The 12,258-nt window shown below is 71.5% G+C and carries 11 protein-coding genes; 3 read left to right on the top strand and 8 right to left on the bottom strand.

What is annotated here, in order from left to right; all coding sequences use genetic code 11:
- Positions 1–59 precede the first annotated feature (59 nt).
- Positions 60–368: a hypothetical protein gene (locus IE325_RS17410; RefSeq protein ID WP_190070854.1), complete on the top strand. Its 309-nt coding sequence runs from the start codon at positions 60–62 to the stop codon at positions 366–368.
- Between the two features lie 43 nt (positions 369–411).
- Here the strand turns inward: IE325_RS17410 and IE325_RS17405 are convergent, their stop codons facing one another.
- The 5 genes from IE325_RS17405 to IE325_RS17385 all read right to left on the bottom strand — a co-directional run bounded on the left by IE325_RS17405 (position 412) and on the right by IE325_RS17385 (position 7,445).
- Positions 412–2,604, bottom strand: a complete 2,193-nt coding sequence (locus IE325_RS17405) for a transglutaminase TgpA family protein (protein WP_190070853.1) — start codon at positions 2,602–2,604, stop codon at positions 412–414.
- A complete protein-coding gene (locus tag IE325_RS17400; RefSeq protein ID WP_190070852.1) occupies positions 2,601–3,743 on the bottom strand; it encodes a DUF58 domain-containing protein in 1,143 nt (380 codons plus the stop codon). The genes IE325_RS17405 and IE325_RS17400 overlap by 4 nt, the downstream gene beginning before the upstream one ends.
- Positions 3,743–4,708, bottom strand: a complete 966-nt coding sequence (locus IE325_RS17395; protein ID WP_190070851.1) for an AAA family ATPase — start codon at positions 4,706–4,708, stop codon at positions 3,743–3,745. The genes IE325_RS17400 and IE325_RS17395 overlap by 1 nt, the downstream gene beginning before the upstream one ends.
- Positions 4,705–6,849, bottom strand: a complete 2,145-nt coding sequence (locus IE325_RS17390; protein ID WP_190070850.1) for a YncE family protein — start codon at positions 6,847–6,849, stop codon at positions 4,705–4,707. Before IE325_RS17390 ends, IE325_RS17395 begins: the two co-directional genes overlap by 4 nt.
- Positions 6,850–7,010: 161 nt before the next feature.
- Entirely contained in the window at positions 7,011–7,445 is a 435-nt protein-coding gene (locus IE325_RS17385) for a peptidase inhibitor family I36 protein (protein WP_190070849.1), read from the bottom strand.
- Positions 7,446–7,665: 220 nt separating this feature from the next.
- Here IE325_RS17385 and IE325_RS17380 point away from each other — a divergent pair, with 220 nt between their 5' ends.
- The gene (locus IE325_RS17380; protein WP_190070848.1) at positions 7,666–9,141 is read left to right on the top strand and encodes a helix-turn-helix domain-containing protein; all 1,476 of its coding nucleotides are present in this window, start codon (positions 7,666–7,668) and stop codon (positions 9,139–9,141) included.
- Positions 9,142–9,153: 12 nt separating this feature from the next.
- Here IE325_RS17380 and IE325_RS17375 read toward each other — a convergent pair whose 3' ends face one another.
- The 3 genes from IE325_RS17375 to IE325_RS17365 form a co-directional block, all read right to left on the bottom strand.
- On the bottom strand, positions 9,154–9,945 hold the full coding sequence (locus tag IE325_RS17375) for a polysaccharide deacetylase family protein (RefSeq protein ID WP_190070847.1): 792 nt from the start codon (positions 9,943–9,945) through the stop codon (positions 9,154–9,156).
- 101 nt (positions 9,946–10,046) lie between these two features.
- Entirely contained in the window at positions 10,047–10,586 is a 540-nt protein-coding gene (locus IE325_RS17370; protein WP_190070846.1) for a hypothetical protein, read from the bottom strand.
- A 53-nt stretch (positions 10,587–10,639) separates the two neighbouring features.
- A complete protein-coding gene (locus IE325_RS17365; RefSeq protein ID WP_190070845.1) occupies positions 10,640–11,323 on the bottom strand; it encodes a DUF4232 domain-containing protein in 684 nt (227 codons plus the stop codon).
- Positions 11,324–11,523: 200 nt separating this feature from the next.
- Between IE325_RS17365 and IE325_RS17360 the strand changes: the two genes are divergently transcribed.
- Positions 11,524–12,201: a DUF4328 domain-containing protein gene (locus IE325_RS17360; protein WP_229911853.1), complete on the top strand. Its 678-nt coding sequence runs from the start codon at positions 11,524–11,526 to the stop codon at positions 12,199–12,201.
- Positions 12,202–12,258: the final 57 nt, after the last annotated feature.

Raw genomic sequence — 12,258 nt, 5'->3', positions numbered from 1 at the left:
TACAGACGGCTCTGTAAGATCCACCGCGACCATTGCAAGCCCTGTCTGGGGGAACACTCATGACCAAGCGCCTCTCCGCCCTGGCCGTCTCCGCGGCCATCGTCGGCGGTCTCTTCATCACGTCCGCGCCCGCTCAGGCCGCCACCTCGGCCGACCAGAGCGCGGTCTCGGTCAAGGCCGCCGTCACCTGCAACAAGGCCAAGATGCGCCAGCAGATCGCCGACCTCAAGACCAAGGCGGCCAAGCTGAAGCAGCTGGGCGAGACCGCGGCGGCCAAGAAGGCGCTCAACGACGCCGCCGCCATCCAGAAGAAGCTCGACGCGTGCATCAAGGCCGAGGACGACGCGAGCAAGCCGTTCCCCGGCTGACGATTCACCGTCAGCCAGCGTGCGTGTGGCGCTGCTCGTCCTGTTACACGGACGGGCGGCGCCACACGTGTTTCAGGAGGCGGAGCAGGCGGGTTCGGCGCGGTACGCGGGCCCGGACCGTCGTCTCGACGGCGGCGCAGTCCGCCCACGCGGCGTCGGCGGTCGCGGGGTCGGGGCTGCGGTCCGCGTACGCCACCTCGTTGACCAGGGTGGCCAGGGCCGGCAGGCGTTGGTCCGCGGTGCCGCCCATGTGCTCCACGCCGAAGGCGGCGACCTCCTGCGCCGTGTGCGCTCCCGTGTCGGGAAGCCCGATCTCCGTGAGACGTTCGGTGATCTGCTGCCAGGCGCCGAGGACCCTGCGCCGCGCGTCCGGGGCGTTGCGGCGTCGGCGGCGTCGGCGGTACGGCAGCCACAGGGCGTACAGCACGTAGGCCGTGGCGAGCAGGAGCAGGGCGAGCGGTGCGGTGAGCCATACCGGGAGCGGGCGGGAGCCTGATGCGCCCCCGGTCGCCTCGTCCCGCGTGTGCGACGGCGTCGACGGTCGCGTCGGTGCCGTGCTCTCCCGCTCCTTCGCCCGCTGCCGCTCCTCCGGCTTCGCCGGCGAAACGGCGGCGGAGGCACCCCGCGCGCTCTCGCCCGGCGTCGGCTGGAACGGCACCCAGCCCACACCGGCGAACCTCACCTCCGGCCAGGCCAGCACGTCCCGCCCCCGCACCTGCCAGGCACCGGACCCGGTCCGCGTACCCGGCCCGAACCCCACGGCCACCCGGGTGGGCAGACCCAGCGTGCGCGCCAGCACCGCGAACGAGGCGGCGAACTGCTCGGACGTACCGCCCCCGCCGCCCGCCAGGAAGAACTCCAGGCTCCGATAGGTGTGCCCGGGCAGCGCGGCGGGGTCGAGGCGGTAGCTCGCGCGCAGCCAGTCGGCCAGGCGCACGGCCCGCTCGTACGGCTGGGTGCTGCCCCGTGTCACCCGCTCGGCGATCTTCCTGAACGACCGTACGGAGGCGATCGGTTGCCCGGCAGCGTCGACGGCGGGGAGCGCCAGCCGCGCCGGGTCGTGGGCGGCGGACGCGTACCGGAGCCGCTCGGCGTCGTAGGAGGGGAGTCGGGAGGTCGCGGTGTAGGTGAATCCGGCGGGGAGCGCCGCGCCCGTGGAGAGCACCCCGCTGTCCGGATCGACGGACAGGGAGGTGCCCTCGGGCGCGCCGACGGACGAGGGCCGGTCGGCGGCGGGGAGCCAGATGCCGGGCAACGACTGTACGGTGACGTGTTGTTGGAGGGTCTTGGCGCCGCGACGCTCCTCCGGATCCTCCGGTACCCGGCCTCCCGTACGGGTCAGCCCGGCACCGCTGCTCCAGGTCGTGCCGTCGTAGCGGTCGAGGACCGCCAGCCGGTAGTTCCCGGGGGTCGCGCCCGAGGTCCGTACGGTGAACAGCTTCTCGTCGCCGTTGCGCATCCAGGCCGCGAGGAGGTCCAACGGGCTGACGGACTGCGGGCGTCGGTCGGCTCGCGTCGCCGTCTCGTGCAGGTCGTAGGGGGTGCCGAGGCCGGGCAAGTGCGGGCCCAGCAGTGCCGCGACCAGGCCGAGCGCGCCCACCGCCGGCAGCCGTAGCGCCGTCGCGCGCAGCGGAAGGCGGGCCCGGGAGCGCAGCAGCACCAGCAGCGCGGTGGCCGCGGCGAGCGCGCCCGCGGCCGGGTACGCGGTTCCCGGGCCGTCGGCGCCCAGGACCAGGGCGACGCCGAAGACGAAGACCGCCGGGAGGGCCGGGAGCAGCGGGGCGCGGGTGCGCAGGGCGAGTTCGGCGGAGACGGCGGTGGCCGCCCACACCAGCGCATGCGGCAGCACCAGCAGCTCGGGCTCGCCCGGCGCGGGCAGGATCGTGGAGAGCAGCCCGTGCGGGGCGTCGAGCAACGCGGACCACGCGGCACGCAGCGCGGGCCCGCCGGGCAGCCCGCCGCTCACCTCGCGGAACAGCGTCGCGCTGACGACCACGGCCCATACGACGACGGTCAGCAGCGCGGACGGCCAGAGGGGGAGGGGGGTCCGGCCTTCCCGGAGACGGAGACGCCCCGACAGCACGGCCGAGAGGACGAGCGGGGCGAATGCGGCCACCGCCAGCACGGGCAGCAGATCGGATGGCGGGAAGACCCGGGCGAACCCGTACCCGGCGGAGACGGACAGGGCCGCCACGGCGAGCAGGGAGGTGAGGGTGCGGGTGCGGGTCGTGCTCATCGCACGGCCTCCCGGCGCCAACCGGCCGCCAGCTCGTCCAGGGACGTGACCCGCAACTGCCGTACATCCGAGGCGGTCCCGGGTCCATCGGTGTCGGCGTCGCCGACCAGCACCACGGTCACCCGCCCGAAGCCGCGCCGCACCCGGTCGACGACGCCGAGCCCCCGGGCATCACCCGTGACGACGACCAGCGCCCCGTCACCGCGGCCGCGCTCCAGCCCCTCGAAGGCGGCGGTCACGGAGGCCAGTTCCTCGCCCCGCACGACGGCGAGCGCGTCCAGCAGTGCGTCGCCGTCGTCGCCGGTGCCGTCGGTGCGCAGGATCGGTCCCGTCGCGCCGACCAGGTGCACGGGGAAGTGGGAACGGGCGGCGGCGCAGGCGATGGAGGCGGCGCAGTCCACGGCGAGTTCGAAGTCGTCGCCGGAGGCGTAGGCCGGGCGCCGGGTGTCGAGGACGAGCGTGGTGTGCGGGAGCGAGACGTCGATCATCTGCCGGACCATCAGCGTCCCGGTGCGGGCGGTCGAACGCCAGTGGACCCGGCGCAGATCGTCCCCGAGGACGTACTCGCGCAGCGCGTGGAAGGTCAGCGACCCGTCGTCGGCGGTGTCGGAGGCCGGCCCCTCGACATGGTGCGCCTGCCCGGACGGCAGCACGGGCAGCGGGCAGGTCCGGGGCCGTACCAGCACCGTGTCCGGTTCGCCGTACGGCCGCATACGGCGCACCAGCCCGAGCGGATCGGTCCGCTCAAGACGCAGCGGCCCCACGGGGACACGGCCACGGCGGGCGGTGGGGAGCGGGTAGCGGAGTTCGTGGGTGGCGCCGGGGTTCAGTGCCGGCACTTCCACGGTGATGTCCTGGCCACCGCAACGGTCCACGGCACGCAGACCCCGCCGGGCCCGGCTGCCGGTGTTGGTCAGGACGACGACACCCTCGGCGGGATCACCCCGGCTCACCCTGCTCGGCACGATCCGCCGCTCGGCGCCGAGCACGGGCGCGGGCAGCGCCCACAGGACGGCGAAAGCGACGGCGAGCAGACAAGTCACGCCGAGCGCGGCGGCCTCGCCGTAGCCCAGCGCATAGCCGGTGGTGGTCAGCACGGCACCGCCCGCCAGCGTGCCCCACCCGGTGCCCGACAGCATCAGACGCGTGCCCCACGGTCCAGCGGCACGGTGGCCAGCACCTCGTCGATGACTTCCGTTCCGGTACGGCCGCTCAACTCGGCCTCGGGGGTCAGGATCAGCCGGTGCGCGAGTACGGGCCCCGCCAGCGCCTTGACGTCCTCCGGGAAGGCGTACGGCCGTGACTGCGAGGCCGCCCGCACCCGCACCGCCCGCAACAGGGCGACGGAGCCGCGCGTGGAGGCGCCGAGGCGTACGTCGGGGAGGGCGCGGGTGGCTGCCACTACCCGCACGATGTAGTCGTACAGCGCGTCGGCGACCTGTACCTCGGTGGCGGCCAGCGCGATGAGCTCCGCGATCTCCTTGGCGGTCGTGACGGGGGTGAGGGACTCGGGGTCGGCGTTCCTCTCCTTGAGATCCTTGAGCACCGCGACCTCGGAGGCGTGGTCCGGGTAACCGACGGTGATCCGCATCAGGAAACGGTCGAGCTGCGCCTCGGGCAGCGGATAAGTGCCGCCCATGTCCACCGAGTTCTGCGTGGCGACCACCATGAACGGGCGGGGCACCGGGTGCGTGGTGCCGTCCGCCGTGACCCGGCGCTCCTCCATCACCTCCAGCAGCGCGGACTGCGTCTTCGGCGAGGCCCGGTTGATCTCGTCGCCGAGCACGATGTTCGCGAACACGGGGCCCGGGAGGAACTCGAACACCCCGGTGTTCTGCCGGTAGACGGTGACGCCGGTGATGTCGGACGGGAGTAGATCCGGGGTGAACTGAACCCGCGCGAACTCGGCCTCGATGGACGCGGCGAGGCAACGGGCGAGGGTGGTCTTGCCGGTGCCCGGGACGTCCTCGATGAGGAGGTGGCCTTCGGAGAGGAGGCAGGTGAGGGCGAGTTCTATGGTGTCCCGTTTGCCCTTGAGGACGCGTTCGATGTTGTCGGCGAGGGTGTGGAAGGTGTCGGCTATGCGGGTGGGGGGTTGGGTCATTCGCAGTCCCAGATGTTTGGGTTTGAGCGGGAGTTCACGTAGATGTCGGAGGTGTAGCCGGTGTGGTCCCTGTCGGTTTCCGGGCTGTGGAAGGTGTGGAGGGCCCAGACATCCGTCTTCTCACCGGTGCCCTCGTAGGTCTGTTCCTCGCCCTTCACCTTGCAGCGGACGGTGGTGACCTGGACTACCGGGTCGGTCTTGTTGCCGGGGATTCTGCCCACCCGGTAGCCACTCTGAGTGGTGGGCTCCGAGCGGATTCCGACGGAGTCGTCGGTGTCGCTGTTGTTCACGATGGTCATCTGCTGAGGGGGCGGGGTCAGGTCGATCCATCCGGACGCCGCCCCGCCCGACCCGGCGGCGTTGCTCGCCATCACCGACACCCCGTCCTTGCTGCGGTTCTTCAGATTTCGGTATGTGTAACCGGGCTCGGTGGTCTCCGCCGTCCCGCCGGGCCCGTTGATCACGTACTTCACCGAGCCACTGGCATCCTGCGGCGGCTGCCAGGTCACCCTGCCACCGTGCCCGCCCTGGGCCGGAGTGAAGGTGACCTCCCGCGGCGCCCCCGGCGCAACACACGGCCGCGCCAGCGCCGACGGCGCGGACTCCTTGTCCGGCTTCCCCCCGCCGTACTCCGCGACCACCGTGAAGCCGTACTGCTCCTCGCACGACCCGCCCCTGACCTCGAAGACGAACGGCCCCTCGGGACCGACCTCCTCCGGGGTGACGGTCTGTTCCGCTGCCGCGCCCTTGAGCATGTACCGCTGCGGGGTCGCGCCCACCACCGGGGCGAAGGTGATGCGGATGGCGCCCGGCCGGGACTCCGCCTGCGGTGAGCCGGGGGCGCCGGGCTCGGGGTCCTGGGACGTGGGCGGCCCAGGTGTCCCGCCGGGCGTTCCACCGGAAGGGGCACCCGGCCCCGGTGCCGGAGCCGTCGTCCCACCGGGGGCGCCCGCCCCGGGCGGAACCGGCGCGCCGGGCACCCCGGTCGGTACCCGGTCCTCGACCGGCCCGTCCCCCGGCTGCCGCGCGGACGGCGCATCCGTCCCGTACTTCCCGATCCGCCTGACCTCGCCCTCCGCGTCGATCACCGCGGCGGCGGCCCCGTCCTGGTCGTTGACCCACAACAGGCCGTCGCGCACGAAGAGTTCGAGCTCACCGGCCCCACCGGTGACCCGTACCGGATCGGCGGGAGCGGAGAGGGAGGTGTCGTACACCAGCAGCCCGCCGTTGGACTCGTCGGGAATGTAGACCCGCTTGCCGAGGAGTTGGGGCGCTCCCAGCGCATGCCCCTGCGTGGGCACGCGGACCCGAGTGGTCTGCCGACTGCGGACGTCGACCACGACCAGATCCCCGCTGCCGGCGGCCAGCACCGGCACCGCGGAACCATCGGTGCCGCCCGGCACCAGGACCTCGCCCGGGTCCGCCCCATCGATGGCGTCGCCGAGTTCGAAGGAGCCCTGCACGCCATCGACGCCCAGCACCTTCATCACACCGGTGTCCAGGTCGGTCACCACGGGCCGCCCCCCGGCCAGGGTCAGCGCCAACTCATGCCCCGCGCCCGCGACTTCGACCGCAGCGCCCTTCCGCCCCTTCACGAACGGCACCACAGTCCCGGAGTCCGGCAGCGGCACCCACAGCGTGCCCGCCCCGTCGGCCACGGCGGCTCCCGCCCGCCCACCCAGTTCTACGGGCGGGTTCTCGGCGGTGGTCATCGCGGGGTCGATCCGCTGCACGGAACCCTTGGCCGGGTCGACGACATAGGCGTACGCACCCCCGGAGACGAGCTGCAGCCCCGCCGCACCGTAGTCCGCGGACTGCTCGGCGGTCAGCTGCGCGGCGTCGATCCGTACGACCCGCCCGGTCCGCTCGTCGAGCACCAGCGTGGTGTCGCCGTCCTGCGCGACCGAGACCGGGTGCCCCGCCATCCCGCCCGGCAGCACGGCCTTGCCGTCCACCTCGCCGGTCAGCCCGTGCGCGTGCGCGACCTCGCCCTTCGCACTGCTGGCCAGCCAGGCACCGACATCGGCGAGGCTGGGCCGCGTACCGGACGCACCGGCTCCGACGACGAGCGAGGTGGCGACGAGGGTGCCGACCGCGCAGACGGCCAGATAGCCGGTGACGTGGTTGCCGGTCGGGCGCATGCTTGCTCCCCCATGCCGATATCCAACTCTGCGTAGCCGAAGGGTAGTTGACGGGACACAGAGGTGTCAGCGACAACACGCGCCACTCACAGGCACTCGTCCGCCGCTTCGTGGGAGGCGACGGACGAGTGGATCACTGCGTGTGACTCAGCGGGTGTGGCTCAGCAGTTGGCGACCCACTTGTGGGAGGCGATGTTGTCGTTCAGGGACTCGCCGCCACCGGCCCCGTTGTGCGGGAAGTAGTGGTGGACGATGTTCTCCAGGTACACGCCCTTGTTGAGGCAGAAGTGGGCGCCGGTCTGGTTGGGGCCGTAGTACAGCCATACGTCATGCGTGCGGCCGTTGTTGAAGACGGAACTCGCCTCGTTGCGCATGCCGTTGCAGCTGTCCCAGTTGTCCACTTCGTTGGGCCACGCGCAGTGCTTGCCGCCCTTCTTCTGGTGCTCCCAGGCATGGAGGTTGCCGTCCGCCGCCTGGATCTGCGAGGCCGGCGAGACGTACCACTCGGGGTTCGCCTGCGCGGTGCCTGGCAGGGCGGTCAACGCCACGGCGATGAACCCTGTGGTCGCCAGCGCGGTAATGAGCTTGTTCCTCATCACTGTCTCCTTGGTCATGTCGTCGGCTGTCGGGGCCTGTCGCCCGAGCCACGCCGACGCTGGCAGCGCGCTGGAACGCCTGGCAACGAATCCCCGTCCGATGGGATGCTGGGACGCCGAAACGCGTGTGACCTCGTGGTTCAGTCGGCCTGTTGGGACGCCGGTGGGACAGGGGGACGGCGCGCGGTACGACGACGGTGGGTGCCGAAGGGGAAGACCGATGGGATCGCAGCCCGAGGAGTTCGAGGAGTTCGCGGCCTGCCTGCGGGCGCTCAGAGGACGGGCCCGCCTCAGCTACGGCGAGCTGGCCGGGAAGACCGGAATCGGCAGGTCCAGCCTGCACCGCTACTGCTCCGGCTCGTACATCCCGAAGGACTACGGCCCGGCCCACCGCTTCGCCACGGCCTGCGGGGCGTCCTCGGAGGAACTGCGCCGATTACACCGGCTCTGGTCGCTGGCGGACGCGGCGCGGGAGCCGGATCGGGGAGAGGGCGAGGACGCGAACGCGGACACGGAAGCGGACACGGACGCGGCTTCCGGGGCGACCCCGGACGAGCCCCCGGTCGCTGAACCCCCCACTCCCCACCCCCCATCCCCCTGGTACCGCAGAAGCCCCACCACCCTCCTCGCCGTCGCTCTCGTCCTGGCGCTCGGCGCCACAGCCTTGGCGATGATGACCACCTCCGGCGACGAGGAGGAGGGCCTGCTCTTCTCCCCGAAATGCGCCGAGCCCGTGGGCATGGGCCGAAAGGACGCCTGCGCACGGGAGGTGCAGCGGCTCCTGGAGCGGGCCGGTGCCGAGTTGGAGGTGGACGGTGAGTTCGGCCCGGAGACCCTGCGTCGAGTGACCGCCTTCCAGGTGCTCTCCGGCATTGACGCCAATGGAGTGGTCGGCGAGGAGACGAAGAAGGCCCTCTACGAGCCGCCGATCCGGATGGACACCTGGCCGGCCGGCAAGGTGCGCGAGCGGGTCCGCAAGGTGTTCCGCGAGGCACCCGACCGCGCGGTGGCCATCGCCGACTGCCAGTCCTTCCTCGACCCGCTGCACATGGTGCCGAACCCCAACGGCACACGGAACTGGGGCGTCTTCCAGATCTCCGACACGACGCTACGGAAACTCGGCGGCACCCCGCGCGACGCGATGGACCCGGAGTGGAACATCCAGGCCGCCCACCGCCTGTGGAACCGGTCGAAGAACTTCGCCGACTGGCCGCACTGCGACGAGGCGACCTCACCCGAGGCCGTAGGACCGGCCCTGGTGCGGGTGGTCGGCGACCGCCCGGCACGACCGCCGAAGTCTCCGAAGCCCTCGGCGTCCCCCACCGGCGCCTGCCCGGCGTCGGGGCAGCGTTTCAAGACGCCCACCGACGACCGCGTCTACCTGGTCGGCCCGGGCGGGATCCTCTACTACATCCCCGACGCGGCGGTCTACTTCAGCCTCTGGAACGACTGGAGCGGCGTCGCCGTCCTCAGCACCGGCGTCTTCGCGGACTGCGGATGGGACAAGGCCCGCGAGCTGGCCAACGGGATTCTGGCCAGGACGCGGGGCAGCTCACAGCCGTATATCTGGGACGCGTGGTACGGCTACCGCGCGATCACGAACCGGACGGCCTTCGACAAGTACGGCTTCTCGGAGACGAAGATCCAGACGCGCCCGTCGCTGTCCCCCGTCAGCGATGCCACCGGATGGCAATGACGACCCGGCAGGTCAGCGCACGGGGAAGCCGAAGGAGTACCCCTGCTGCTTCAGCCATGGCAGTACTTCGCGCAGGGCGGCCACGGTCTGGGAACGATCGCCGCCGGCGTCATGGAAGAGCAGAGTGGGCCCGTTGGAGATCTCGTTCTTGACGGTGGCGACCATGGTGGCCGTGCCGGGGAGTTCGAAGTCCTTGGAGTCGATGTTCCAGCCGAGCGGCCGCATGCCATGGGAGGCGGCGAGGTGGCGGCTGTAAGGGGTGAAGGCGCCGCCGGGCGCACGGTAGTACATGGGCCGTACCCCCCCGGACGCTTCCGTGATCATCCGCTCGGCGTCGAGTATCTGCTGCGACTGGAAGGCCTCGGACTTGCGGTCCATGGTGACGTCGTGGGACACGGTGTGGTCGCAGAGCCGATGCCCCGCCGCGACGACCTTCCTCACCAGCTCAGGGTGGGCCTGCGCCTGGGTCCCCACCATGCAGAAGGTGGCCTTGACCCCGTACTCCCGCAGCACGTCAAGCACTTGAGGGGTCCATACGGGGTCGGGCCCGTCGTCGATGGTGATGTTGACGCCACGCGCTCCCGCGTCCGAAGCGTGCACGATCTCCGCGGAGACGGACGGCGGCTTCTCCTTGCCCTTGCCCTGCGGCTGGGCGGGCGGTGCGGAGACGCCCGGCCGGGCGGGCTGTTCGTCGGCCGGACCCAGTTTCGCGTCCCAGAACGAGGTCATCGCGGCCACCGCGGTCACGCCGAGCGCCGCCGCGAGCACCTTGCCGTACCATCCCCGTCCGCCGCCACGCACCATGTCCTGTGTTCCTTGCCGTCGCTGTGAGCCTGTGCATCCGGCAAGAGGGGGAAAAACGGTCGGGGGATCCGTCTGTTACCGATCACGGACAATTCCACAAACTACGAGGTCGGCGACTGCTCCTCCGGAAGGGCGGGCGCCACTTTCAGCCCGTGATGGTCGAGATGGACGGTGAGGAGCTGGACCATCACGGCGGCCGCGTCATCGGTGCTGAGCAGACGATCGGCCTCCGCGTCCCCGGCGGGGAACGGGGCATGCCCCGGCAGAGTGATGGCCCGGGTGAAGAAGTCGCACAGGACGTCGGAGAACTCGTCGTCCGAGTGCTCGGGATGGGTCTTGCCCAGCGCCGAAAGCCCTGCCTCCACGATGATGTTGAGGTAGCGCCGCCGGGCGTTCCGGTCGTGCCGGGCCTCGCTGGTGGCGCTCTCCTCGGTCGCCTCCACGACCCGGAACCTGCCGGGGTCGCTCCCCGAACCGCCACTGGGCCAATGCTCGGCATCCCGGACCTTGACCAGGGCCTCCTCCATCGAACCCGCGCGGACCTCCAGCACCCGCCGGATCCCCTCCGCGGGGCTCTCCAGCTCGACCCGGAAGCACGGCAGGTCGCCCTGCCGCACCTCGGGGGAATGCGATGGCGTCATCGGCCCTCCTCGGTCGGTGGTCCTCCGAGAACTCTAGGAGGGTGGGGTGGGGGTCAGCTGAAGGGAACGGCGTCCGTCGCCACGGTGTGCCAGTTGGTGACGACCGGCTTGTCGACGGTGATGGTGCCGACCGGCAGGGAGACCGGGTTCGGGTCGTTGTCACCGACGCCGACGATGATGCTGTCCAGTTCCTTGCCCCCGTCGCTGTTGCTGGACTTCGGGTTCACACCGGCGTACGCGACGGTGCTCCCGCTCAGCTTGATCTGCTCCCCGACGGACTGCTCGGCGGGCCCCGCCTGGGTGCCGTCGGACCCGAAGGCGACGGTCGGCAGCGCGGCGGGCAGGTAGCAGCTGATCCCCGACTTCGCCTTGGCCATGAGCAGGATGTACCCGCCGGCCTGGCTCTCGGACCGGGTGCTCCAGGAGATGTCGTTGGCACCGCAGCTCTGCTCGACCGGCACGCGCTCGCCGTTGCCGTTGTCGACACCGGACCCGTCGGACCCGCTGCCGGAGGAGCCCTTGCCGGTGCCCGTGCCGGTGTCCTTACCGGAGCCCTTGCCGCTGCCCCCGGTCGAGGAGCCGGAAGGGGAGGAGGACGAGGAACCACCCTGCGAGGCGGTGGCGGCGGTGTTCGACGCGGCCGCGTCCTTCTCCGAGTCCTGACACGCCGTCATCAGCAGGGCACCGCCCACGACGGCTGCGGAGACGAGGAGGGCCTTGCGACGGTTGCCGAACATGAAATCCCCTTGGTGGTCGATTGGTTGAGGCCGAGGCGTCTCGGTTGCTCGGTGTGTCTCTCGATCATTAGGAGGACGCGGTGAGCGGAAGGGATCCCGGTGCCATCGTTCCCTGACGGCGCTGTCACAGACCGGTGACATGATCACGATCAGGCGTGCCGCTCTGGCGGCCGGGGCGGACGGTCGGCAAGGATGCCCCGGTGAACGACCACATAGCACCCCCCACACCTGCCCTGCGCCCCGTCCGAGGCGCAGCCCGAGTCGCGACCGCCGGCCTCGCCCTCTCCGGCGCGGTCTGGGCCGCACGGGCCATCTGGGAGATCAGACTCGCGACGACCGGCGAACCCGCCTCCGGACCGCCGGACCAGGGCGAGGGCGTACACCGCCCGCTGACCTCCCTGGAGGACCAGTACCACCTCGTCACCTCGGTGGGCGGCGCCGCGGTACTGATCTGCGCGATCGCCTTCCTACTGTGGCTCGACAACGTACGCGACAACGCCCGCACCCTCTCCGGCCGCAAGCCGCGCTACTCCGGCCTCTGGTTCTACGCGGGCTGGGTGATCCCCATCGCCAACCTGTGGATCCCACGCGGCATCGTCGCGGACGCCCACCAGGACAGCGCCCCCGGCGAGCGGCTCCCGGCCGTCGTGAACATCTGGTGGGGCCTGTGGCTGGTCGGCCTTCTCAGCGGCGTGGGCCTGATGTACGGCGACGACACGGACCAGCTCATCGCCCGCGCCTACTCGGACGTATGGATGCTGCTCGCGTCTGACGCGGCGGTCATCGGGGCGGCGGTGGCCGGGATCTTCGTGGTCCGGGCCGTGACGGCGGTGCAGATGCGGCACTTGGACGCCGATTCACCGGTCCGCGCGGACTAGGTGTATTGACCCGCAGGGTTGTTCACGCGGCTGATCGGTGGGTGGCCGCCGAGTGCG

This window comes from Streptomyces lanatus, assembly GCF_014655715.1.
In the GTDB taxonomy this organism is placed as follows: Bacteria; Actinomycetota; Actinomycetes; order Streptomycetales; family Streptomycetaceae; genus Streptomyces; species Streptomyces lanatus.
Note: the sequence above shows the minus strand (reverse complement) of the source record. Positions and strands in the feature narration are given on the sequence as shown.

What these genes read in the sequence shown, in the direction of transcription:
- IE325_RS17375 (WP_190070847.1), bottom strand. Translation starts at nt 9,945, where the DNA reads ATGGTGCGTGGCGGCGGACGGGGATGGTACGGCAAGGTGCTCGCGGCG.
- IE325_RS17400 (WP_190070852.1), bottom strand. Translation starts at nt 3,743, where the DNA reads ATGCTGTCGGGCACCGGGTGGGGCACGCTGGCGGGCGGTGCCGTGCTG.
- IE325_RS17380 (WP_190070848.1), top strand. Translation starts at nt 7,666, where the DNA reads ATGGGATCGCAGCCCGAGGAGTTCGAGGAGTTCGCGGCCTGCCTGCGG.
- IE325_RS17370 (WP_190070846.1), bottom strand. Translation starts at nt 10,586, where the DNA reads ATGACGCCATCGCATTCCCCCGAGGTGCGGCAGGGCGACCTGCCGTGC.
- IE325_RS17405 (WP_190070853.1), bottom strand. Translation starts at nt 2,604, where the DNA reads ATGAGCACGACCCGCACCCGCACCCTCACCTCCCTGCTCGCCGTGGCG.
- IE325_RS17390 (WP_190070850.1), bottom strand. Translation starts at nt 6,849, where the DNA reads ATGCGCCCGACCGGCAACCACGTCACCGGCTATCTGGCCGTCTGCGCG.
- IE325_RS17385 (WP_190070849.1), bottom strand. Translation starts at nt 7,445, where the DNA reads ATGAGGAACAAGCTCATTACCGCGCTGGCGACCACAGGGTTCATCGCC.
- IE325_RS17410 (WP_190070854.1), top strand. Translation starts at nt 60, where the DNA reads ATGACCAAGCGCCTCTCCGCCCTGGCCGTCTCCGCGGCCATCGTCGGC.
- IE325_RS17365 (WP_190070845.1), bottom strand. Translation starts at nt 11,323, where the DNA reads ATGTTCGGCAACCGTCGCAAGGCCCTCCTCGTCTCCGCAGCCGTCGTG.
- IE325_RS17395 (WP_190070851.1), bottom strand. Translation starts at nt 4,708, where the DNA reads ATGACCCAACCCCCCACCCGCATAGCCGACACCTTCCACACCCTCGCC.